Below are 22,009 nucleotides of genomic sequence, written 5' to 3' on the forward strand. Positions count from 1 at the left end.
ACATGCCCTCTCAGCGGAATCTGCTCGACCAGCCCCTCGACCAGCTCGATCCGGAAGTCGCCGCAGCCGTCGGCGCCGAGCTCGACCGGCAGCGCGACACCCTGGAGATGATCGCCTCGGAGAACTTCGCTCCGCAGGCGGTGCTGGAGGCCCAGGGCACGGTCCTGACCAACAAGTACGCCGAGGGCTACCCCGGCAAGCGCTACTACGGGGGCTGCGAGCACGTCGATGTGGTCGAGCAGCTCGCGATCGACCGGGCGAAGGCGCTGTTCGGCGCGGACCACGCCAACGTGCAGCCGCACTCGGGAGCCCAGGCGAACACGGCCGTCTACTTTTCGCTGCTCAAGCCGGGCGACACGATCCTGGGTCTGGACCTCGCGCACGGCGGGCACCTGACCCACGGCATGAAGCTGAACTACTCCGGCAAGATCCTCAACGCGGTCGCCTACCACGTCCGCCCCGAGGACGGCACCGTCGACTACGACGAGGTCGAGAAGCTGGCCAAGGAGCACCGGCCGAAGATGATCGTCGCCGGGTGGTCGGCGTACCCGCGCCAGCTGGACTTCGCGCGCTTCCGCAAGATCGCCGACGACGTCGAGGCGCTGTTCATGGTGGACATGGCGCACTTCGCGGGCCTGGTGGCGGCCGGCCTGCACCCCAGCCCGGTACCCTACGCCGACGTCGTCACCACCACCACGCACAAGACCCTCGGCGGTCCGCGCGGCGGGCTCATCCTGAGCAAGGAGGAGTTCGGCAAGAAGATCAACTCCGCCGTGTTCCCCGGAATGCAGGGCGGACCGCTGGAGCACGTGATCGCCGGCAAGGCGGTCTCGCTCAAGATCGCGGCCGGCGAGGAGTTCGCCGACCGGCAGCGGCGCACCGTCTCCGGCGCCAAGATCCTGGCCGAGCGGCTGATGCGCGAGGACGCCGTGCAGTCGGGCGTGCGGGTGCTCAGCGGCGGCACCGACGTCCACCTCGTGCTGGTCGACCTGGTCAACTCCCAGCTCAACGGCAAGGAGGCGGAAGACCGGCTGCACGAGATCGGCATCACGGTCAACCGCAACGCCGTGCCCGACGACCCGCGGCCTCCCATGGTGACCTCGGGCCTGCGCATCGGCACCCCCGCGCTGGCCACGCGCGGGTTCGGCGACGAGGACTTCACCGAGGTCTCCGACGTCATCGCCGAAGCGCTCAAGCCGGAGTACGACGCCGCGGCGCTGCGCGGCCGCGTCGAGGCGCTCGTACGCAAGAATCCGCTTTACCCGGAGCTGTAGAGGGCAGTCCCCTGCCCTCCTGGTGCGGCCGGGCAGCGCCGGCGCGTTCCGCCCCGGCCGCACCGAACACCCGAATCGCTCCTGTACCCGCAAGGAGGGCAGGAATGGCAATCAGCGTCTTCGACCTGTTCACCATCGGCATCGGTCCGTCGAGCTCGCACACTGTCGGGCCGATGCGGGCCGCACGAAGGTTCGCCGCCGGGCTGGCCGAGTCCGGGCTGCTCGAACGCACCGCCGCGGTGCGCGCCGAGCTTTACGGCTCGCTGGCACTGACCGGTAAGGGGCACGGCAGCGACCGCGCCGTTGTGCTCGGACTGCTCGGGCAGACGCCCGAGGACGTCGACGTCGACGCCGCCGCGGCGACGGTCGAGCGCGTGCGCACGGAGCACCGGCTGGCCTTGGCCGGAACGCACGAGGTCGCCTTCGACCCCGAAACGCACCTGGAGTTCCGCCGCAAGGAGACGCTCCCGGGCCACCCCAACGGCATGCGCTTCGTGGCCATGGATTCCGCGGACGCGGAGCTGCGGGCCCACACCTACTTCTCGGTGGGCGGCGGCTTCGTCGTCGACGAGGAGGCCGTGGGCGCCGACCGGATCACGGCCGACGAAACCCCGCAGCCCTACCCGTTCGCCAGCGCGGCCGAGCTGCTGGAGACCTGCCACGAGGCCGGCATGTCCATCAGCGCCGTCATGCTCGCCAACGAGCGGGCGTTCGGGCGCACCGACGAGGAGATCCGCAAGGGCCTCCTGGAGATCTGGCGGGCCATGCGCGCGTCCGTGCGCCGGGGCGTGACCACCGAGGGCACCCTGCCCGGCGGCCTGAAGGTCCCCCGCCGGGCACCGCGGCTCTACCGCCAGCTCGGCGGCCACTGCGGTCCCGAGGGCCTTGCCGGCCCCGACCGCAGCGACCCGGGCGACCCGATGCGCGGAACCGACTGGATCACGCTGTACGCGCTTGCGGTCAACGAGGAGAACGCCGCCGGCGGCCGCGTGGTCACCGCGCCCACCAACGGTGCGGCCGGGATCGTCCCGGCGGTACTGCACTACTACGCGCACTTCACCCAAGGCGCGGGCGACGAGGGAACGATGCGCTTCCTGCTCACGGCGGGGGCGATCGGCATCCTCTTCAAGCAGAACGCCTCGATCTCCGGCGCCGAGGTCGGCTGCCAGGGCGAGGTCGGCTCGGCGTCGTCCATGGCCGCAGCGGGACTCGCCGAGGCCTGGGGCGCGACCCCGGCCCAGATCGAGAACGCGGCCGAGATCGCGATGGAGCACAACCTGGGCCTGACCTGCGACCCCATCGGGGGCCTGGTACAGGTCCCCTGCATCGAGCGCAACGCCCTGGCCTCGATCAAGGCGATCAGCGCGGCCCGCATCGCGCTGCGCGGCGACGGCAGCCACTTCGTCTCCCTCGACAAGGTGATCCGCACCATGCGCGATACCGGCCGGGACATGATGGACAAGTACAAGGAGACGAGCCGCGGGGGGCTCGCGGTGAACGTCATCGAGTGCTGAAGCCGACTCAGCACCGCTGATCTTGTAGCTATCGTCACTGGAAATCGTTTTCCTTCACGATGGCTACAAGATCAACGGGGGTCGGGACGTGCCGACCTCGCTCGAAGCCCGGCCGCACCGGTGGTCGCCGCGTGGTATACCGGGGCCCGCGACGATGAACGGGTGCCGCCCTCGCGGCGGCGGTCTGGCAGGGGGCACGGTGCAGGGCAGCAGACTCGGGTTGAACGCGGACCCTCACGGCCCCTTCCACGGCCCTCTCGCGCACGCCTACGCCTGCGCCGCACACATCCAGGTCGCCAACGAAGCGGCGTGGAACAGCCCCGGCGGCTGCTCCTGCTGCACGCCCGAGCAGAAGCGGGAGGGCCTGAGCGAGGACTGGGGAATCGCGTCCCCCGACGCTTGGCGCCGGCAGGCCGAGGCGCTGGTCTCCGAGGACAGCAACGCGCCCGCCACCACCTTGCTTGAGCTGCGCATGGTGTCCTCGCAGGCCGTCGGCCAGCCCATCGACGCCGGGCTGTGGCGCGACGCCATCGCGCGAATGTGCCGGCAGCGGGGTCTGGACGAAGCCGTCTACCAGCGGTTGATCGATCTGGCCGGTACCATCCTGGACTACGAGAAGCGGTTCATGGCCGACGGCCTGCTGCCTCCGGGCGCGATCGTCCCCGCGATCAAGGCGTGGGACCTCGGCCGCGGCGCGAACATGGCGCGCTGGGGCGTCCAGTGCGGATACGCCGACATGCAGACGTCGCAGTGGTTCGCGATGCGCGCGAGCGAGCAGGCGCTCCGCTACTACACCACGTGGTGGGACTTCTCAGCGGGCTACATCCTGGGGCGCTGCCTGCACTTCGACCAGGGCTCCTTCAGCCACTGGTACACCACCCCCCTGGAGGTGCACCACCTGATGATGACGCACCCGCAGAGCCCGTGGCTGAACCTGCCGTTCCGCGGCTGAGCACGCGGTTGCGCGACCCGTAGCGCGGACGCGGCTTCAGGCTCCGCCCCCGTCCGCCTTCACGAGCCCGACGAGCGCCGCCCAGGCGGAGCCGGAGAAGTCCAGGTGCCCCGCAGCGGCGTCCTCCGAGTCGCGGACGGCGACGCCGAAACCCGGCCGGTCCGCGACCTCCACGCAGTTCTCCTTGAACGAGTAGCTCGACTTGCGGAAGTGGAGCCGCGCGGCTTCTGCAGGGAAGTCCATGGCGGCAGGATTCCCCCGACACGCAGTCGCGAACCCTGCACGGACCGTCGAAGAAAGCTTCCATCGCACGCCGCCGCGCGGAGCATTCCTTCATGCGCTCTGCCGCCACCCGCCGACCCGGAGAGACCCCGGCGGCGCCCCCCGCGATCAGAGTGTCGGATCCCACCCTGTCCGAGCGCCGCCGTTGCGCCCCCGCCCGCGACCTGCGCGGAGCCGAATGCACGCGCTGTGTATCCGATACACGACCCAGCGTTTTTGGAAATAATGCTTCCAGATAGGTTGACGTGTCCGACGCCAACTCCTAAGTTTCTTAACACTTCAGGTGCGGATCCGAACACTGAGAGCGAATCCGGTCGGCATGCAACCCGGATTCGCGTCCATTCCCCGCTCACGGACGCGAGACGCCTGGAAGGACCTTTCGTGAACGCTCCCCGACATCCCCGGCACACCTCCGGCGGTCACCGCTTCAGCGGTGTCTTCCGCCGCTTCCCGCGGCTCTCCGCGGCCCTGGCCGGTGCAGCCGCGCTGTCCACCCTCGGCGTGGCCGCGGTCGCCGCACCGGCTGTCCTCGACGGCCCCGACCCCGCCTCCGCCACTCCTGCCGCGGCGGACGGCCAGTGGCTCACCGGGTACTGGCACAACTTCGCCAACGGCTCCACCACGATGCCGATCAGCGAGGTGCCCTCCGCCTACAACCTCATCGCGGTGGCCTTCGCCGGCAACACCGCATCCCCCGGCGGCATCACCTTCGACGTCGCCGACAGCGAACTGGGCGGCTACACCGACCAGCAGTTCAAGGACGACGTCGCGGCCGTCCAGGCCGAGGGGCGCAAGGTGGTGCTGTCCATCGGCGGCCAGAACGGCCACGTGGACGTCACCAACTCCACCGAGGCCGCCAACTTCGCCGACTCCGCCTATGCCCTGATGCAGGAGTACGGGTTCGACGGGATCGACATCGACCTCGAACACGGCATGAACGCCCAGTACATGGAGGAGGCGCTGCGGTCCCTGCGGAACAAGGCCGGCTCGGACCTGATGATCACGATGGCGCCGCAGACCATCGACTTCCAGGCGCCGAGCTACGCCTACTACAAGCTCGCCCAGAACATCGGCGACATCCTGACCATCATCAACATGCAGTACTACAACTCCGGCTCCATGCTGGGCTGCGATGACCAGGTCTACTCGCAAGGGAGCGTCGACTTCCTGACGGCCCAGGCCTGCATCCAGCTGGAGCTGGGCCTGCGCCCCGACCAGGTGGGGCTGGGGCTGCCCGCCACACCCGACGCGGCGGGCGGCGGCTACCAGTCGGCCGGCAACGTCATCCGGGCACTCGACTGCCTCGAAGAGGGGCGCAACTGCGGGTCCTTCACCCCGAGCGAGCCCTACGGGCCGATCGGCGGCGCGATGACCTGGTCGATCAACTGGGACGCCACGAACGGCTACGCCTTCGCCGACGCTCTCGGTGCGCGGCTGGGGACCGGCTGATCCGCGTAGCAGCGGCCGCCGACCGTCCGCGCCCGCGCAGGCGCACGACGCGGAGCCGTACCGTCCGGCCCTGACCCCGCCGGAGAAGGTGGCCGGCCCCGGCAAGACACGCCGCGCCGGGACCGGCCACCGTCAGACGGCTTCGGCCCCCGGCCGAGGACCGAATTTCCCGCCCGGGCTCCCGATCCGCCCCCGTCGGCACGCCCGGCCCCTGCCCGGATCGGAAGCCCTCCCACAGGGTGCGGCGCACCGTTCATCCCCTGGCGCCGCACCCTCTCGCTTCCGGCTCCTCCAGAGCCGCCGCTTCCTCACCGTTCGACCGGTACCTCCTCGCACGCCATGGGGGCGCCTCGAGCGACGAGGAAGTTCGTCCGGTGCTGCGCACCCTCCTTCGGCACGAAGTTCTCGATGACCATGGAGTCGTTTGCGTCCATCGCGAACGCCCACGGCACCCGCGAGCCCACCGGGGGCCGAGGCTCCTGCGCCTCCACCGCAGAGTCCGGCGAATATGCACGCCCCACGGCGAACTCACCGTCGCCCCCGGACCGTCCGGGAAGCACCGTCATGGATCCCACCCTCAGATCGGAGGCGCACCGGGTGCCCGGCTCCGGGTTCCTGATCTCGACCGCCACCCCCGCTGCGCGCAGGTCGGCGGCCAGATCGCGCTGCTCGTCCCGATCCAGCGTCAGGTCCTTGATGCTCACCTGCACGCTGCCGTCCGGCTTCTCCTCGACGGCGTAGGCGGGCGGCGCCGCCATCCCGGGCAGCACGATGAACCCGGCCGCCACCGCGGCTCCCCCGGCCAGGGCGAATCCCACCCGCGGCGCGGTGACCAGCCGCCGCCGCGGCGCGGGCCCGGCCGCAGCCTCCCGTTCGGCCGCGTTGAGTGCGACCTCCTTCTTCAGCTCGGCGAGCAGTCGGTCCTCGAAACGTTCCGTCTTGTCTGCGTTCATGCCTGTCCCCTCGCGTAAGAGATCCCGACCGGGGCGTCCCCGGCCCGCATGCCTTCGGCGGCACGCGCGGCGCCGGCGCCGGTGGCGCCTCGCCCGGCCGGCGGCTCGTCAGCGGCCGGGCCCCTGCGCGCGGCGGCCGCGAGCGCCTTGCGCGCCCGGTGCAACCGCACGCGCGCGGTTACCTTGCGGATGCTGAGCGCCGCCGCGGCCTCGGTGACGCCGAGCTGGTCGACCGCGACGAGCTCGAGCACCTGGCGCTCGCCCTCGGGCAGCTCGGCCATCGAGCCCAGCAGTGCGCGCGCCCGGTCCTCGGCGTGGATCCGCTCCTCCATACGGGTGATGTCGTCGGAGTCCAGCAGCCGGCGGCCGGCCAGACGGCTGCCGCTGTCGGCCTCACGGGCCGCCCGCCTGCGTTCGGCCGAGACCACGTTGCGCGCGATCCCGAACAGCCAGGCCTCCTCCTCGCCCCTTTCGGGGCGGTAGGAGTCGGCGGAGCGGATCGCCGCCAGGAACACATCGGCCGTCAGGTCGGCGGCGGTGTGCGGGTCGTCGACCCGCCGTGCCACGAACCTGGTGATCTTCTCGACGTGCCGCCGGTAGAACTCCTCGAACCGGTCCGGGTCGCGCGCGGCTTCCCGGGGTCCCGCACGTCTGCCTCTCTCACCTGCCACTTGGCGCCTCTCAGCATCCTGATCGCCTTCCGCATGCATTCACGAGTACTTGGCGGATCGCGGACGAGGCGTTACCGGCCCAGGTCGGGTCCGGCGGCGGAGGCGAGGGGAGCCGGTGGAGGGCTCCGGCGGAGAGCGGCGGCAGAGCCGGGGCCGCCGGGGAGCGGCAGGGGCGGACGGCGGCACGCCCCGACCCAGCCCGCCCCAGCCCCGCCCGGAGGGCCGGGCGGGGCTGGGGCGGGCGACGAGAGGCCCGGGGCACGGCCTCAGACCACCGGCAGCCGCATGCCGCGGATGCTCGCGGCCACACCGTCGTTGGCCTCGGCGATCTCGCGACGCTCGGGCGGAACCGGCCCGTAGAGGGTGGTGCGCTGCCGCAGCGGGCGCCCGGTGGGCTCGACCAGGGTGCGGATGTCGCCGATCGTCTTGAACGATCCGTTGTCGGAGCCCGCCATACGGCTGATGGTCTCCTCCATCAGCGTGCCGCCCACGTCGTTGACACCGCCCGAGAGCAGCTGGCGGCAGGTGTCCTCGGCCAGCTTCACCCACGAGCACTGGATGTTGTCGATGGTGCCGTGCAGCAGCAGCCGGGCCAGGGCGTGCACCGCCCGGTTCTCGCGCACCGTGGGACCGGTCCGCGCCAGGCCCGCAAGGTAGATCGGCGCGCTGGTGTGCACGAACGGCAGCGGCACGAACTCGGTGAAGCCCGGACGGCCGTTGCGCTCCAGCGAGCGCTGCTGAAGCGAGCGCAGCAGCTTGATGTGGGCCACCCAGTGCTCAGGGGTGTCCACGTGGCCGTACATCATCGTGGAGGTGGTGGGGATTCCCAGGTCGTGGGCCGTCGTGACGACGTCGATCCACGCCGAGGCGGGCAGCTTGCCCTTGGTGAGCACCCAGCGGACGTCGTCGTCGAGGATCTCGGCGGCGGTTCCCGGCAGCGAGTCGACTCCGGCCTCGTGCGCCCGCTCCAGCCACGTACGCACCGGCGCGTCGGTGCGCGCCGCGCCGTTGACCACCTCCATCGGGCTGAAGGCGTGCACGTGGATTCCGGGCACGCGCTGCTTGACCGCGCGGGCGAGGTCGAAGTAGGCGCTGCCGGGCAGGTCCGGATGGATTCCGCCCTGCATGCACACCTCGCTGGCCCCGGCCTCCCATGCCTCGGCCGCGCGGTCGGCGACCTGGTCCAGCGAAAGGGTGAAGGCGTCGGCGTCGGTGCGGCGCTGCGCGAAGGCGCAGAACCGGCAGCCGGTGTAGCAGACGTTGGTGAAGTTGATGTTGCGGGTGACGACGAAGGTCACGTCGTCGCCGACGGTGTCGCGGCGCAGCGCGTCGGCGAGCCCGGCCAGTTCCTCCAACTCGGAGCCGTGGGCGTGCAGCAGCGCCAGCGCCTCCTCGTCGTCCAGGCCGGCCGGGTCGCGCTCGGCGTGCCGGAGGGCGTCGCGCACCTCGGGGTCGAACCTGCGCGGGGCGCCCGCGCCCAGTTCGGGGCGGGGCAGGCGCTCGCGAAGACGCTCCCAGTCGCCGTAGACGGCGTCGAAGTCGCCGCGGCGGTCGGTGGTGCGGCCCTCGGTGTCGACAGCGGTGTGCAGGTCGGTGCGGCCGCTGGAGACCTGCTGGGGCTCGGGCTCCTGCCAGGGGCGGCCGACGACCTCGGCGTCCTCGCGGGCCAGGCCCGATTCGGGGTCGGCCAGCGCGGCCACGTGGCCGGCGACGCGCGGGTCCAGCCACGGCTCGCCCTGGCGGACGTACTCGGGGTAGACGGTCAGCCGCTCGCGCAACCGGAACCCGGCCTCGGCGGTCCGCTCGGCGAGCGCGTCGATCTGCGGCCACGGGCGCTCGGGGTTCACGTGGTCGGGGGTCAGCGGGGAGACGCCGCCCCAGTCGTCGATGCCGGCGCGCAGCATGAGGCCGTACTCGTCGCCGATCAGGTTGGGCGGGGCCTGCACTCGCGCCTTGGTGCCCATCACCAGGCGGGTGACGGCGACGGTGGCGGCCAGCTCGGCCAGCTCGGCGTCGGGGCGGTGCATCATCGCGGTGCCGGGCTTGGCCCGGAAGTTCTGCACGATGATCTCCTGGATCGCTCCGTACTCGCGGGCGGCCCGGCGCATGGCGAAGACCGAGTCGGCGCGCTCGGCTTCGGTCTCGCCGATCCCGATGAGGATGCCGGTGGTGAAGGGGACGGTGCAGCGCCCGGCGTCCTCCAGCACGCGCAGCCGCACCGCGGGGTCCTTGTCGGGGCTGCCGTAGTGCGGCAGGCCGCGCTCGGTGAACAGCCGCTCGGAGGTGGTCTCCAGCATCATGCCCATGGACGGAGCCACGGGCTTGAGCCGCTGGAAGTCCGACCAGCTCAGCACGCCGGGATTGAGGTGGGGCAGCAGGCCGGTCTCCTCCAGAACCATGATCGCCATGGCGCGGACGTAGGAGAGCGTGTCCTCGTAACCGCGCTCGTCCAGCCACCGCGCGGCCTGCTGCCAGCGGTCCTCCGGACGGTCGCCGAGGGTGAAGAGCGCCTCCTTGCAGCCCATGGCGGCGCCTTGGCGGGCGATCTCCAGCACCTCGTCCGGCGAGAGGTAGGGGGACTCCAGGTGGCCGGGCGCGGTGGCGAAGGTGCAGTAGTGGCAGCGGTCGCGGCACAGCCGGGTGAGCGGGACGAACACCTTGCGGCTGTAGGTGACGACGCCGGGGCGCCCGGCGGCCTCCAGGCCGGCGTCGCGGACGCGGGAGGCGTGGTCGAGCAGGACCTCCAGGTCGTCGCCGCGGGCGTGCAGCAGCACCTCGGCTTCGGCGGGGTCGAGGGACTTTCCGTCGCGGGCCCGGGCCAGTGCACGGCGCATGGCGGAGGGTGCGGGGGCGGATTCGGCGGTTTCGCTGTTCCGATGTCCGGCACGAGTCATGGTCGGCACGATACGGCGGCGCCTCCGCGGCTCTCCGTCCGCCCCGCCGGGTACGCCCCGGTGTGCCCGGACCCACTCTCGGGGCCGCCCGGCCGGCGCGGAGCCGGGGACGCCCCGGAAGCGGACGGGAGCGGCGGCCCGCCGGAGCGGTTCAGGCGGGGTCTCCGCCCTTCTTGCGCGCGCGGACGAGCACGATGCTGCCGCGGGTGTTGGGGCTGCGGGCGTCGCCCAGGGCGATCAGGGGGACCAGCGGGGCGGCGGCGTTGAAGCCGACCCGGCCGCCGCGGGCCGAGACCGACAGGTAGGTGCGCTCGGCCAGCGGTCCGCGGAACTGGTAGCTGTGGCCGAGCACTTCCAGCCCCAGCGAGTCGAGCAGGGCCGTGAGCGACTCGTGGGTGTAGGTCTGCTTGACGTGGTAGCGGCGGCTGTGCGCGGCGAACAGGTGCGGCCAGCGCTCGCGCCGGGACAGGCAGTCGGCGGACATCACCAGCTCACCCCCCGGCTTGAGCACCCGCGCCATCTCGTCGAGGGCGGCGGGCCCGTCGTCGAAGTGCTCGATGGCGCAGATCGAGAGGACCTTGTCCACCGACGCGTCGCGCAGGGGCAGCCGCAGCGCGTCGCCCTCCACGAGCGCGGGAGCGTGGCTCAGCTTGGCGCCGCGCAGCATCTTGGCGCGGGCGAGGTCGACGGAGAGCGCATCGGCGCCGCGCCGCCGCGCCCGGCCGGCCCAGTAGCCGTCGCCGCCGGCGACGTCCAGCACGGTCTGGCCGCGCAAGTCGGAGCCCAGCCAGCGAAGCAGCGCATTGGCCTCGCGGTAGCGGCAGACATGAACCTGGTGACCGGCGAAGGCGACGACGTCTGGCATTCCCACGCGCCACAGCCTACGGGAACGCCGCACGGCATCCGCGCTGCGCGGGAGGGCGGAGCCGTGCAGGGAGGAGGGGCGCGGCTCCGGAACCTGCGCAGTGATCGGTGGGAGCGCCGCACGCGGCGGAGCGGCGACGTGCGGGCGCTCTCCCCGCGCGAGGCACCGGGAAGGGGCACCGCGGCGGCCGGGCAGGCGCGGACGCGTGCGCCGCGCGCGGGCTCCACGCGCCGTCCCGCACGCATCAGCGATCTGTCAGGGGTGCGGCAGCGGCGGCGGTTAGCGTTCCCTCCATCGGCCGCCGTCGGCGGCGGGCCCGGCGTCCGGCGCCGCGTGCGACAAGGCTGGTGTGGAAGGGGTGCCCGATGCCGACGGCGACCGCACCGCCCTGGGAGGCCGTCGTCGCGGGCGGCGACGACGCACCGGAACTGGCCGCGCGCGGGCGCGACGGCGCCGGGACTCCGGTGGTGCTCCTGCACGGGCTCGGCAGCACGCTGGAGGAATGGGAGCCGGTGGCCGAACTGCTCGCGCCGCGGCGTGCCGTCCTCGCCTACGACCTGCGCGGGCACGGGCACTCGGCCGACGGCGCCTGGACCGTCGAGGGCCATGTCGCCGACCTGGCGCGGGTGATCAGCCGATTCGCGCTGCGCAGCCCGGTCGTCGCCGGGCACGGCCTCGGCGGCGTCGTGGCCACCCTGCTCGCCACGCGTCGCGGCGACCTCTCCGCGGCGGTGACCGTCGACGCGTTCCGCCTGCCTCGCGCGGGCTTGGTCGCCGAGCATCTCGGGCTCGGCCCGCAGGAGGCCGAAGCCAATGCGGCGGCCTTCGACGCGTTCGCCGTCGACCAGATGACCGCCGCCTGCTCGCCGATGCCCGCCGACGTCTTCGACCGGTTGCTGACGAGCTACCGCGCGGGTGCCTTCGGCCTGCCCGGCGCGGCGCTGGAGGCCATGGCCAGGCGCGCGGCGGTGCGCGACGAGAGCCTGGTGTCCCTGCGCCCGGGCCCGCGCGCCACCCGCGCGCTCTGGGCCGATCTCGCCTCCCACGACACCGACGCCGTGGCCGCCCGCCTGCGCGTGCCTACCCTGACCCTGGTCACCGGCCGCCCCCTCCCGCCGATCCCCGGCGCACCGATCCGCTTCGGCGAGATCTTCGCGGCCCACACCGCCCACGAGCTCGCCTCCCGGTTCCCCTGCCGCACCTCCAAGCGCTTGGACGCTGCCTTCCCGGGCCATGTGAGCGACCCGCACACGGTGGCCCAGGCGATCGCGGACTTCCTCGACGGCCTCGGGACCTGAGCAGCAACCGTGCCGCCCTGCCCTCCGCACAGAGTCGGCGGAGGGGGAGGGAGGCCACTCCGGGACTAGGCTGGCGGGGTGCTGAACCGCCTTCGCGCCAACCGGTGGATCCGCCTGGCCGTCGTCCTGGTCGTGCTGGCGTGCGCCGGAGTCGCGCTGTACAGCCGGTGGGGCGAGGCGCGCGACGCGCTGGCAGCCCTGTCGCCGTGGGCCGTGGGCGGCTCTCTGGCGGCTGCGCTGGCCGGGCTCGGGGCGCAGATGATGGCCTGGCGCGCGCTTCTGGCCGACCTCGGATCCCGGCTGCCGGTGAGCACCGCCGCACGCGTGATGTTCCTGGGGCAGCTCGGGAAGTACCTGCCCGGTTCGGTGTGGGCGTTCGTCGCCCAGGTCGAGATGGCCCGCGACCACGATGTGGCGAGGCAGCGCGGGATTGCGGCGACCGTCCTTGCGGTCGCGGTGACTCTGACCGTGAACCTGGCGGTGGCCGCCGCAACGCTGCCGTTCGTCAGCGCCGAGGCCGCGCGCCGGTGGTGGTGGGTGCTGGTGCTGGCGCCGGTGCTGCTGGCGCTTCTGCACCCGCGGGCCGTCACGGCGCTGATCCACACGGCCACACGGCTGGCTCGCCGCTTCCGCCGGCTTCTCGGCCCCCGGGCGACAAGGCGCCGATCAGGTGCGGCGGATCGCGGCGAATACGGCGGCGGCACACAGGAGCCGAGCATCGGAGCGAACGGAGCGCCGCTTCGGGAGAATACCCAGCTGGAACGTGTCTCCGGGCGCGGGATGGCCGGTGCGCTGGGCTGGTCGCTGGCCGCCTGGGTGCCGTTGTCGCTGCACGTGTGGGCGCTGGTGGCGGCGGCGGGCGGCGGGCAGGACGCCCGGGCGCTGCCCATCGCCGCCGGGGCCTACGCACTGGCCTGGACCCTCGGCATACTGGTGGTCTTCGCCCCCGCGGGGCTGGGTGTGCGCGAGCTGGTGCTGGTAGTGGGGCTCGCTCCGGTCCTCGATCCCGGATCCGCGCTGGTCGTCGCCGCCCTGTCCCGGTTGATCATGACCGCCGCGGACCTGCTGTGGGCGGGCGGCGCGCTGCTCGCAACACGGTCGGCCGCGGCCGCGCGGCCGGACCCTCCGACAGCGAGCGGGCGGAGCGCCGGCGGCGGCGACGGAGGCGGCGACGGCGGCGGCGACCAGGTGGCCGGCTGACCGAGCCGCGCGCGTCGGCCCCGCAGACGAGTGCGACCGCGGCGGGACCGCCGCCGCACCGCCCGAACGCCGCTCGGTGCGCACCGCCTGAATTCCCGGTGCGCACCGAGCAGTCCGCGCTCTAGTGTCGACGTATGGCCTCCCCCCGCAACCTGCTGAACGTGGTCGACGTCGAGGCGACGTGCTGGGAGGGCGAACCGCCCGACGGCCAGGTCAGCGAGATCATCGAGATCGGCCTGACCGTCGTCGACCTCCGCGCGGGCGAACGCGTCGCGCGGCACGGCATCCTGGTCCGTCCCGAGCACTCGACCGTCGGCGGCTTCTGCACCGAGCTGACCGGCCTGACTCAGGAGCAGGTCGATCGCGGCGTCGGGTTCACCGACGCCTGCCGCCTGCTCGCCGTCGAACACGAGGCGGGGCGGCGCTCCTGGGCGAGCTGGGGCGACTACGACCGCAGGCAGTTCGTGCGCCAGTGCCGCGCCACGGCGACCCCCTACCCCTTCGGGAACCGGCACACGAACGCGAAGGCGGTCTTCGCCCAGGCACACGGTCTGCGCAATCGGGCGGGGATGGCCCGCGCGCTGGAGGTGGCCGGCCTGCCGCTGGAGGGCCGCCACCATCGGGGCGAGGACGACGCCTGGAACATCGCCGCGCTGGTGGTGTCGCTGGCGCGGCGGGGCGACTGGCCCGAGACGCGGGCGCCTGCGGCGAACTGACTCTCGCGCCGCACCGCAACGCGCCCCCTGCTCGCTCCGCGCTCGAAGCGAGCCACGCCGCCGGAAAGTCCGGGCGTCCACCGCCGCGGCTACACCTCCGGCGGCGCCAAACTGCCGCCGTCCACACGCGGCGACGAGCCGTCGCCGCCCGCCGACTCGCCGCTGCGCAGCGGCGGCACCCAGCCTGCCTCGGGGTCGTAGCGGCGCACCACCTTGCCGGGGATGCCCGCGACGACGCTGTGGTCCGGGTAGTCGCCGGGCCGCACCACGGAACCGGCGGCCACCACGCAGTTGCGCCCCAGCCGCACGCCGGGTAGCACGACCGCGTTGGCGCCGATCCAGGTGCCGTCGCCGATACGCACGGGGTCGTCGGCCGGCCATTGGCGGCCCACCGGGACGTCGACGTCGGCGTAGACGTGGTTCTGGTCCGTTATGTAGACGTAGGGGCCGGTGAACACGTCATCGCCCAGTTCGATCGAACGGTGGGCGACCACGTGCGAACCGCGTCCGATCGTGCACCCGTCGCCGATGTGGATGACCGGGCCCGCCGCGTCCAGTCGCTGGCCGGGCACCATGCCCGCGGTGAGCGTGATCTCGGCGCCTACAAGCGTGTGCGCCCCGAGCGCGATCCACGGCTCGCCGAAGACCGTCGCGGGCGGGAAGGCGATGGAGGTACCCGGCCCGTATCCGGCGAACCTGCGCGCGGCACGCGACCCGGAACGGATGTCGGCGTGGCGCCGCGCCCACGACCACAGCCCGCGCAGCATCCAGGACACCAGTCGTGACACCCGTATCCCCGAATCTACTGGTCGGTAATGAGGAGGTGTCCAGATTATGCACGATCGTCCCAGAGGAGAAACCGCACCCCTCCCGCCCCGGCACAGCACCGCCGATCTTGTAGCCATCGCAAACGGAAATCGTTTTCCTTCACGATGGCTACAAGATCGGCGGGAGAACGGTCCAGGTCGGCGGCTACAACCGCGCCGCCCCGCTGCGCAGGCCTCCGGCGGGTGGCCGGGACCGGCAACCCGCCGGACCCGGCCGCCCCCGCCGGCCTGACTCCTCAGCCTCAGCCCGACAGATGGGCCAGGATGTCCTGGCGGGTCAGCACACCCGACGGCTTGCCTTCCATCAGCACCACCACCGCGCCGGCCTGCTGCAGCAGCTCGACGCACCTGCTGACAGGCTCGCCGGAGCCGACGACCGGAAGCGCCGCGCCCATGTGCTGCTCGACCGGCTCCTCCAGCCGCGCCCGCTCGTGGAAAAGCGCGTCGAGCACGTCGCGCTCGGCGATGGCGCCCACGACCTCGGCGGCCATGACCGGCGGCTCCTCCTTCATAACGGGGAGCTGGGAGACGCCGTACTCGCGCATGATCGACACCGCCGTGCCCACCGTCTCGTGCGGGTGGATGTGCACGAACTCCGGCAGCTCGCGGCCCTTCGCGGACAGCACGTCGCCGGCGGTGGGCTCCCCGGTCTCCTCGGAGAGGAAGCCGAAGTCGGCCATCCACTCGTCGTTGAAGATCTTGCCGAGGTAGCCGCGGCCGCCGTCGGGCAGCAGCACCACGATCACGTCGTCGGGGCCGGCGCGCTCGGCCACGCGCAGGGCGGCGACCATCGCGGTGCCGCAGGAGCCGCCCACCAGCAGCGTCTCGTCGCGGGCCAGTCGGCGGGTCATCAGGAACGACTCCTTGTCGCTGACCGCGATGACCTCGTCGCAGACGGAGGGGTCGTAGGTCTCCGGCCAGATGTCCTCGCCCACACCCTCGACAAGGTAGGGGCGCCCGCTGCCGCCGGAGTAGACCGAGCCCTCCGGATCGGCGCCGATCACCTTGACCCTTCCGCCGGAGGCCTCCTTGAGGTAGCGCCCCGCGCCGGTGATGGTGCCGCCGGTGCCGATTCCGGCCACGAAGTGGGTGACGCGGCCCTCGGTCTGCTCCCAGATCTCGGGGCCCGTGGAGCGGTAGTGCGACTCGGGGTTGGCCTGATTGGCGTACTGGTTGGGCTTCCACGCCCCCGGGATGGTCTCGGCCATGCGGTCCGAGACCGAGTAGTAGGAGTCGGGGTGGTCGGGCGCCACCGTCGTCGGGCAGACCACCACTTCGGCGCCGTAGGCCCGCAGCACCGCCAGCTTGTCGTTGCCCACCTTGTCAGGGCAGATGAAGACGCAGCGGTAGCCCTTCTCCGCGGCCACGATCGCAAGCCCCACGCCGGTGTTGCCGGAGGTGGGCTCGACGATGGTGCCTCCGGGGCGCAGCGCCCCGCTCTTCTCGGCCTCCTCGACCATGCGCAGCGCGATCCGGTCCTTGACCGAGCCGCCCGGGTTGAAGTACTCGACCTTGGCCAGAACCGTCGGCTCGAGTCCGCCGACGACCTTGTGCAGCCGCAGCAGGGGGGTGTCCCCTACGAGGTCGATCAGGGTGTTGTGCACCCGCATTGCTGAGCCCCTCTCACATCCAGCACCGTTGCTGAGGACCGCCGCGCCCGGTCGGGGCCGGAACGGCCGCTGCCCCGACTGTAACCGGCGCCACTCCCGCGCGCCCCGCCTCCACCAGGGACATCGGTGCCGTTCTGCACTTCCGCGGCCGCAGAGCGGCCGTATTCCCGCTGACGGAGCGGTGACACCCCGAAGACCCCGCAGCGCACGGGATATGAACCCCGCCTCCAGCGGGAACACCGTCAGAGAGCAGGCCGTTCCTTCGGGTACGGGCTCGGCCGAAGAGGTGCCCGCCGCGCGGTGCCCGCCGCTCGCACCGCTCGGAAGGGCCCGCCTTCCGACGGGCCGACAACTGACAGTGCGTTGCAGGGAGGCGGATATGGTGTTGCGCGCCGCTCGTGCCAGGCGGATCGCCACGGCCACCGCGTTCGGTGGCGGCGGGCTGACACTGCTGGGAGCCTCGACCGTCGCCCTGCTGTACCTGCAGGTGCGGCTCGCGGTGAAGGCGGTGGGCTTCACCGAGTGGAAGGCGCCCCGGGTCAACGGCGTCTACGGCCAGGGCGAGGGCGAGCCGATCACCTTCGCGATGATCGGCGACTCCACGGCGGTGGGCTTCGCCGTCGCCGACGGCTCCGAGACACCGGGCAGCATGCTCGCCTCGGGAATCGCGGCGGTGGCCGACCGCCCTGTGCGCCTGCGCAGGGTTGCGCGGGTCGGCGCCACCTCGGCCGACCTGCCGGCGCAACTGGAGAAGCTGCGCAATCGGCCGCCCGACCTGGCGGTCATCTTCATCGGCGCCAACGACGTGATCCACCGGCTTCGGCCCGCCGACTCCGTGCGCCACCTGCGCGACGTCGTGCGCGAGCTCATGGGTGCGGGCACCGCCGTGGTCGTGGGCACCTGCCCGGACCTGGGTACGGTCCAGCCGATCGGGCAGCCGCTGCGCTCCATCGCCCGCCGCGCGTCGCGCCAGCTCGCCGCTGCCCAGACCATCGGCGTGGTCGAGGAGGGCGGCCGGACGGTCGCGCTGAGCGACCTGCTCGCCTCCGACTTTCTGGCCCGGCCGCACGAGCTTTTCGGACCGGACCGGTTCCACCCCTCGGCCGAGGGATACGCGTACGCCGCCGCCGCGGTGCTGCCCTCGGCGTGCGCGGCGCTGGGGCTGCTTCCGGACACGGCGCTGCAGCCCGACGCCGGGCCCGACGAGGACGTGCTCCCGGTGCACCGGGCCGCGGCCGAGGCGGCCGAGGAGGCCGGCAGCGAGGTCAGCCGCGCCGCCGAGGGGCAGCGGGCGCGGGGGCAGCGGGGCCGCTGGGCGGCTCTCCTGCGGCGGCCGTGGAACCTGCGCTCGGGTGAAGGCGCCGAAGACGATCATGCGGTTGCGGAGCAGGTCGGCGAAGGTAGCTCCGCGGCCGCGACGGGTAGCGGCCGGGGAGCACCCGGCAACACGGCCCCGGAGGTGAGTGAAGGCTCCGCGACAGGTTAACGTCGGGTACCACAGCGACCGACCTACCAGTCGGTAACCTCCTCGCACCAGAAAGGCCGCGGACATGCCCGAAGCCGTCATCGTCGCAACCGCGCGTTCGCCCATCGGGCGCGCGTTCAAGGGCTCGCTCAAGGACATCCGCCCCGACGACATCACCGCCCAGATCGTCTCCGCCGCGCTGGCCAAGGTCCCCCAACTCGACCCGTCCAGCATCGACGACCTCATGCTGGGCTGCGGGCTGCCCGGCGGCGAGCAGGGCAACAACCTCGCCCGGGTCGTCGCCGTCCAACTCGGCTTGGACGGCGTCCCCGGGACCACGCTGACCCGCTACTGCTCGTCCTCGCTGCAGACGACCCGCATGGCCTACCACGCCATCAAGGCGGGTGAGGGCGACGTGTTCGTCTCGGCCGGCGTCGAGATGGTCAGCCGGTTCACCAAGGGCAACAGCGACTCGCTGCCCGACACCAAGAACCCGCTGTTCGCCGAGGCCGAGGAGCGTACGGCCAAGCGCGCCGAGGGCGCCGCCGAGAAGTGGCGCGACCCGCGCGAGGACGACCGGCTGCCCGACGTCTACATCGCCATGGGCCAGACCGCCGAGAACGTCGCCCAGATCCGCGGCGTCTCCCGGGAGCGCCAGGACGAGTTCGGCGTACGCTCGCAGAACCTCGCCGAGCGCTCCATCGACAACGGGTTCTGGAACCGCGAGATCACCCCCGTCACCCTGCCCGACGGCGGTGTCGCCGACGCCGACGACGGCCCGCGCCGCGGAACCTCCTACGAGAAGGTCTCCCAGCTCCAGCCCGTCTTCCGCCCCGACGGCACGGTGACCGCGGGCAACTGCTGCCCGCTCAACGACGGCGCCGCCGCGCTGGTCGTCATGAGCGACACCAAGGCCGCCCAGCTCGGCCTGACCCCGATCGCGCGCATCGTCTCGACCGGTGTCACCGCGCTGTCGCCGGAGGTCATGGGACTGGGCCCGGTCGAGGCCTCGCGCCAGGCGCTGGCCCGGGCCAACATGGGCATCGGCGACATCGACCTCGTCGAGATCAACGAGGCCTTCGCCGCACAGGTGCTGCCCTCCGCCGACGACCTCGGCATCGACATCGACTCCCAGCTCAACGTCAACGGCGGCGCGATCGCCGTGGGCCACCCCTTCGGCATGACCGGCGCCCGCATCACCACGACGCTGCTCAACGGCCTGGACTACCACGACAAGACCTTCGGCCTTGAGGCGATGTGCGTGGGCGGCGGCCAGGGCATGGCGGCCGTCTTCGAGCGGCTGAGCTGACCGGGCTCCTCCGGCGGCCGAATCGGCGGCCGGACCGGGGGCCGGGGCGCGGGGCGCTCCCGGTCCCCCGACGCTCGCGAACCCCCTTCGTGCCGGGGCTCGCACGCGTGCGCGCGGCGGGGGGATGAACAGCGGGTGGCCGAAGCGGGACGGCGGACCGACAAAGCCGGGTGTAAAAGACCGGCCGAAGGTCTTGTCCGAACCGTGATCCTGATGCAGTGTCGCAGGTAAGTGCCACTCACCAACGGAGGTGCCAATGTCGGTAACCCACTCGCCGGAGATGCACGCGCAATTGATCGCCCGGATCCCGTCCGTCACCGGCCGCGAACTCAGCGAGTGGTTCGACACTCTGGAGAACGGGCCCGGTCTCACCCGCTGCCTGGAACGCGCCAACTGGCTCGCCGACGAGTACAACCTCAGCCACGGCTACGCCCAGGCGATCGTCCAGGAGTACGACCGGCGCCGCCGCAACCGCATGCCCGTCCCGAATCAGCGTACGAGCTGATGATCACCGCACCCCCGCGCAGCGCCGGCCCCTCGCAGCACGGCGACGCCCCGCCCGGTCCGACCGAGCGGGGCGTCTGTCGTTTCGGTGCCGGCTGCGCGGGGGCGCGGCGGCGGGCTCACGCCGCGCTCACGGGGCCTCGCGCGGGCTGACGACGGCTACTCGCTGAAGAGCGACTTCAGGATCCACAGCAGGCGCAGGATCTCGATGTAGAGCCAGACCAGTGTGACGGTCAGGCCGAACGCGAGCTGCCAGGAGTACTTGCGCGGCAGCCCCATGTTCAGTGCGTCCTCGATCTGGCGGAACTCGATCATGAGCATCGCAGCGGCCAGGGTGACCGCCAGCAGCGAGATGCCCAGGCCCAGCAGCGAGGGCTCGCGCAGCCCGAACCCGCCGGGGATGAACAGCGCGGCCACGAAGTTGACCAGCAGCAGCACCAGCAGGCCCGCGGCGGCGGCGGTGACGACCTTGACGAAGGTGTTGGTCACCCGGATGATCCGCAGGCGGTAGACGGCCAGCACCGCGCCCGCCGCGATCAGCGTCCCGAAGACCGCCTGGGTCACCAGGGAGCCCATCGCCATGCCGTTCTGCGACATCAGCGACAGCTCGAAGACGCCGCTGAGACCGCCGACGAGCAGGCCCTCCAAGGCGCCGTAGGTCAGGATCAGCGCCGGGTTGGTGGACTGCTTGAAGGCGATCACCAGGCCCAGGACCAGGCCCCCGAGGGCCCCGATCAGGGCGAGGCCGAAGCCGAGCGGGTTGCCCGACACGGCCAGGAAGTAGGTGGGCACCGCGGTCAGCACGACCAGGCCGAGCGTCATCGCGGAGCGGACGACCACGTCGTCGATGCTCATCCGCTCCGCCGCGGAGGGCGTCTGCGGACCGTAACCGGGCTGGGGGTAGCCGTATCCGGCCTGCGGCGACGGCTGACCGTAGGGCTGGGCGTATCCGGCCTGGTAGGGGGCGCCCTGGCCGTACGGCGTCTGGCCGTATCCGGCCTGGCCGGACCGCATCGCCCGCTTGAGAACGGGGTTGGAACTCCTCATCCGCATGTCTGCGCAAGCCTTTCCAGGGCGTGACGTGTCTGCCGCTAACGTAACGCACAGCATCGCCGGCGGGTTCCCGCGCCATATCACAGGTAGGACTCGGCCCCGGCCGCACGCAGCGCAGGGCACCGCGGCCGGCCGGTGAGGACCGGCCGGTGCCGCGGCCCCTCTGCCCCGGGTCAGCCGTTCGTGAGCAGGGACCGGGCGAAGAAGGCCACGTTGGCCGGGCGCTCGGCGAGGCGCCGCATGAAGTAGCCGTACCACTCGTCGCCGTAGGGCACGTAGACGCGCATGCGCCTGCCCTGCTCGGCGATGCGGCGCTGCTCGTTCTCCCGGATGCCGTAGAGCATCTGGTGCTCGTAGTCGCCGGGGCCGCGGCCGCTGGAATCGGCGAGTGCGCCGGCGATCGACACCAGTCGCGGGTCGTGCGAGGCCACCATCGGGTAGCCCTGCCCGCCCATGAGAACGCGCAGGCAGCGGACGTAGGAGCGGTCGACCTCGGCCTTGTCCCGGTAGGCGACCGATGCGGGCTCGTCGTAGGCGCCCTTGCACAGCCGCACGCGCGAACCGGCTCCGGACAGGTCGCGGCAGTCCGCCTGGGTGCGGTGCAGGTAGGCCTGGAGTACCGCGCCCACCCACGGGAAGTCGGTCCGCAGCTCGGCGAGGATGGCCAGCGTGGAGTCCACGGTCGTGTGGTCCTCCATGTCCAGGGTGACCGTGGTGCCCGCCGCCGCGGCGGCCTCGCAGATGCGCCGGGCGTTGTCCAGCGCGATCTTCTCGCCGTCGTCGGGCAGGAACTGGCCCACCGCCGACAGCTTCACCGACACCTCGGCGCGGTCGGCCAGGCCCGTGCGGCCCAGCTCTGCGAGCAGCCGCGAGTAGGCGTCGACGGTCTCGTGCGCCTGGTCGGCGTCGCGGGTGTCCTCGCCCAGGTGGTCCAGGGTCACCAGGCGGGCGGCGGTCAGCCGCTCGACAGCGGGCAGCGCCGACTCCAGCGTCGAGCCGGCGACGTACTTGGCCACCAGGCCCCGGGTGACCGGAGCACGCTCGACCAGCGTGCGGCAGGTGCGCGACCGCGCCGCGGCCAGCAGTGTCGTACGAAGCATGTGCGACCTCGTTCTCCTCGTGCCCGCCGATCCGGGTAGCGGTCCAGCGGTGCGGCTAGCTCGTGCCCCGCCG

At 72.4% G+C, this 22,009-nt stretch carries 19 protein-coding genes; 10 read left to right on the forward strand and 9 right to left on the reverse strand.

Annotated elements, in window-relative coordinates; all coding sequences use genetic code 11:
• The first annotated feature begins 2 nt into the window (after positions 1-2).
• The 3 genes from RM446_RS08900 to RM446_RS08910 all read left to right on the forward strand — a co-directional run bounded on the left by RM446_RS08900 (position 3) and on the right by RM446_RS08910 (position 3,740).
• Positions 3-1,274: a serine hydroxymethyltransferase gene (locus RM446_RS08900; RefSeq protein WP_311544712.1), complete on the forward strand. Its 1,272-nt coding sequence runs from the start codon at positions 3-5 to the stop codon at positions 1,272-1,274.
• 104 nt (positions 1,275-1,378) lie between these two features.
• Positions 1,379-2,788 carry an L-serine ammonia-lyase gene (locus tag RM446_RS08905; protein WP_311544713.1) on the forward strand — a complete coding sequence of 470 codons (1,410 nt, stop codon included), beginning with the start codon at positions 1,379-1,381 and terminating at the stop codon, positions 2,786-2,788.
• A 220-nt stretch (positions 2,789-3,008) separates the two neighbouring features.
• Positions 3,009-3,740 (forward strand): DUF1266 domain-containing protein, encoded by a 732-nt coding sequence (locus RM446_RS08910; protein ID WP_311544714.1) that lies wholly within the window; start codon positions 3,009-3,011, stop codon positions 3,738-3,740.
• Positions 3,741-3,776: 36 nt separating this feature from the next.
• Here RM446_RS08910 and RM446_RS08915 read toward each other — a convergent pair whose 3' ends face one another.
• Positions 3,777-3,983, reverse strand: a complete 207-nt coding sequence (locus tag RM446_RS08915) for a DUF397 domain-containing protein (RefSeq protein WP_311544715.1) — start codon at positions 3,981-3,983, stop codon at positions 3,777-3,779.
• Between the two features lie 507 nt (positions 3,984-4,490).
• Here RM446_RS08915 and RM446_RS08920 point away from each other — a divergent pair.
• Positions 4,491-5,471, forward strand: coding sequence for a chitinase (locus RM446_RS08920; protein ID WP_398694816.1), 981 nt, complete (start codon positions 4,491-4,493; stop codon positions 5,469-5,471).
• A 308-nt stretch (positions 5,472-5,779) separates the two neighbouring features.
• Here RM446_RS08920 and RM446_RS08925 read toward each other — a convergent pair whose 3' ends face one another.
• From RM446_RS08925 to RM446_RS08940, 4 genes are all read right to left on the reverse strand, one after another.
• Positions 5,780-6,424: a hypothetical protein gene (locus tag RM446_RS08925; protein ID WP_311544716.1), complete on the reverse strand. Its 645-nt coding sequence runs from the start codon at positions 6,422-6,424 to the stop codon at positions 5,780-5,782.
• Positions 6,421-7,095, reverse strand: coding sequence for an RNA polymerase sigma factor (locus tag RM446_RS08930; protein ID WP_311544717.1), 675 nt, complete (start codon positions 7,093-7,095; stop codon positions 6,421-6,423). Before RM446_RS08930 ends, RM446_RS08925 begins: the two co-directional genes overlap by 4 nt.
• A 266-nt stretch (positions 7,096-7,361) precedes the next feature.
• The gene (locus RM446_RS08935) at positions 7,362-9,989 is read right to left on the reverse strand and encodes a bifunctional FO biosynthesis protein CofGH (RefSeq protein ID WP_311544718.1); all 2,628 of its coding nucleotides are present in this window, start codon (positions 9,987-9,989) and stop codon (positions 7,362-7,364) included.
• A 151-nt stretch (positions 9,990-10,140) separates the two neighbouring features.
• Positions 10,141-10,854, reverse strand: a complete 714-nt coding sequence (locus RM446_RS08940) for a class I SAM-dependent methyltransferase (protein WP_311544831.1) — start codon at positions 10,852-10,854, stop codon at positions 10,141-10,143.
• Between the two features lie 365 nt (positions 10,855-11,219).
• On the opposite strand from RM446_RS08940, the gene RM446_RS08945 reads away from it, so the two are divergent.
• The 3 genes from RM446_RS08945 (at position 11,220) to RM446_RS08955 (ending at position 14,068) form a co-directional block, all read left to right on the forward strand.
• On the forward strand, positions 11,220-12,152 hold the full coding sequence (locus tag RM446_RS08945) for an alpha/beta fold hydrolase (RefSeq protein WP_311544719.1): 933 nt from the start codon (positions 11,220-11,222) through the stop codon (positions 12,150-12,152).
• 78 nt (positions 12,153-12,230) lie between these two features.
• On the forward strand, positions 12,231-13,352 hold the full coding sequence (locus RM446_RS08950) for a lysylphosphatidylglycerol synthase domain-containing protein (protein WP_311544720.1): 1,122 nt from the start codon (positions 12,231-12,233) through the stop codon (positions 13,350-13,352).
• A 134-nt stretch (positions 13,353-13,486) separates the two neighbouring features.
• On the forward strand, positions 13,487-14,068 hold the full coding sequence (locus RM446_RS08955) for a 3'-5' exonuclease (RefSeq protein ID WP_311544721.1): 582 nt from the start codon (positions 13,487-13,489) through the stop codon (positions 14,066-14,068).
• A gap of 89 nt (positions 14,069-14,157) precedes the next feature.
• Here the strand turns inward: RM446_RS08955 and RM446_RS08960 are convergent, their stop codons facing one another.
• Both RM446_RS08960 and RM446_RS08965 read right to left on the reverse strand, forming a co-directional pair.
• Positions 14,158-14,856, reverse strand: a complete 699-nt coding sequence (locus tag RM446_RS08960; RefSeq protein ID WP_311544722.1) for an acyltransferase — start codon at positions 14,854-14,856, stop codon at positions 14,158-14,160.
• 281 nt (positions 14,857-15,137) lie between these two features.
• Positions 15,138-16,505 carry a cystathionine beta-synthase gene (locus RM446_RS08965; RefSeq protein WP_311544723.1) on the reverse strand — a complete coding sequence of 456 codons (1,368 nt, stop codon included), beginning with the start codon at positions 16,503-16,505 and terminating at the stop codon, positions 15,138-15,140.
• 382 nt (positions 16,506-16,887) lie between these two features.
• Between RM446_RS08965 and RM446_RS08970 the strand changes: the two genes are divergently transcribed.
• The 3 genes from RM446_RS08970 to RM446_RS08980 all read left to right on the forward strand — a co-directional run bounded on the left by RM446_RS08970 (position 16,888) and on the right by RM446_RS08980 (position 19,784).
• A complete protein-coding gene (locus RM446_RS08970) occupies positions 16,888-17,991 on the forward strand; it encodes an SGNH/GDSL hydrolase family protein (RefSeq protein WP_311544832.1) in 1,104 nt (367 codons plus the stop codon).
• A gap of 64 nt (positions 17,992-18,055) precedes the next feature.
• Positions 18,056-19,279, forward strand: coding sequence for an acetyl-CoA C-acetyltransferase (locus RM446_RS08975; RefSeq protein ID WP_311544724.1), 1,224 nt, complete (start codon positions 18,056-18,058; stop codon positions 19,277-19,279).
• 256 nt (positions 19,280-19,535) lie between these two features.
• Positions 19,536-19,784 carry a DUF4287 domain-containing protein gene (locus RM446_RS08980; RefSeq protein ID WP_311544725.1) on the forward strand — a complete coding sequence of 83 codons (249 nt, stop codon included), beginning with the start codon at positions 19,536-19,538 and terminating at the stop codon, positions 19,782-19,784.
• A gap of 158 nt (positions 19,785-19,942) precedes the next feature.
• Here the strand turns inward: RM446_RS08980 and RM446_RS08985 are convergent, their stop codons facing one another.
• Both RM446_RS08985 and RM446_RS08990 read right to left on the reverse strand, forming a co-directional pair.
• Positions 19,943-20,836 (reverse strand): Bax inhibitor-1/YccA family protein, encoded by an 894-nt coding sequence (locus tag RM446_RS08985; RefSeq protein ID WP_311544726.1) that lies wholly within the window; start codon positions 20,834-20,836, stop codon positions 19,943-19,945.
• A 173-nt stretch (positions 20,837-21,009) separates the two neighbouring features.
• Complete coding sequence (locus RM446_RS08990) at positions 21,010-21,936, reverse strand: proline dehydrogenase family protein (protein ID WP_311544727.1); 927 nt, start codon at positions 21,934-21,936, stop codon at positions 21,010-21,012.
• Positions 21,937-22,009: the final 73 nt, after the last annotated feature.

Source organism: Streptomonospora wellingtoniae (assembly GCF_031845375.1).
GTDB classification, from domain to species: Bacteria; Actinomycetota; Actinomycetes; order Streptosporangiales; family Streptosporangiaceae; genus Streptomonospora; species Streptomonospora wellingtoniae.

Coding starts and splice junctions, on each gene's coding strand:
- RM446_RS08900 (WP_311544712.1), top strand. CDS start 3: ATGCCCTCTCAGCGGAATCTGCTCGACCAGCCCCTCGACCAGCTCGAT.
- RM446_RS08905 (WP_311544713.1), top strand. CDS start 1,379: ATGGCAATCAGCGTCTTCGACCTGTTCACCATCGGCATCGGTCCGTCG.
- RM446_RS08915 (WP_311544715.1), bottom strand. CDS start 3,983: ATGGACTTCCCTGCAGAAGCCGCGCGGCTCCACTTCCGCAAGTCGAGC.
- RM446_RS08925 (WP_311544716.1), bottom strand. CDS start 6,424: ATGAACGCAGACAAGACGGAACGTTTCGAGGACCGACTGCTCGCCGAG.
- RM446_RS08935 (WP_311544718.1), bottom strand. CDS start 9,989: ATGACTCGTGCCGGACATCGGAACAGCGAAACCGCCGAATCCGCCCCC.
- RM446_RS08940 (WP_311544831.1), bottom strand. CDS start 10,854: ATGCCAGACGTCGTCGCCTTCGCCGGTCACCAGGTTCATGTCTGCCGC.
- RM446_RS08945 (WP_311544719.1), top strand. CDS start 11,220: ATGCCGACGGCGACCGCACCGCCCTGGGAGGCCGTCGTCGCGGGCGGC.
- RM446_RS08955 (WP_311544721.1), top strand. CDS start 13,487: ATGGCCTCCCCCCGCAACCTGCTGAACGTGGTCGACGTCGAGGCGACG.
- RM446_RS08965 (WP_311544723.1), bottom strand. CDS start 16,505: ATGCGGGTGCACAACACCCTGATCGACCTCGTAGGGGACACCCCCCTG.
- RM446_RS08975 (WP_311544724.1), top strand. CDS start 18,056: ATGCCCGAAGCCGTCATCGTCGCAACCGCGCGTTCGCCCATCGGGCGC.
- RM446_RS08980 (WP_311544725.1), top strand. CDS start 19,536: ATGTCGGTAACCCACTCGCCGGAGATGCACGCGCAATTGATCGCCCGG.
- RM446_RS08985 (WP_311544726.1), bottom strand. CDS start 20,836: ATGCGGATGAGGAGTTCCAACCCCGTTCTCAAGCGGGCGATGCGGTCC.
- RM446_RS08990 (WP_311544727.1), bottom strand. CDS start 21,936: ATGCTTCGTACGACACTGCTGGCCGCGGCGCGGTCGCGCACCTGCCGC.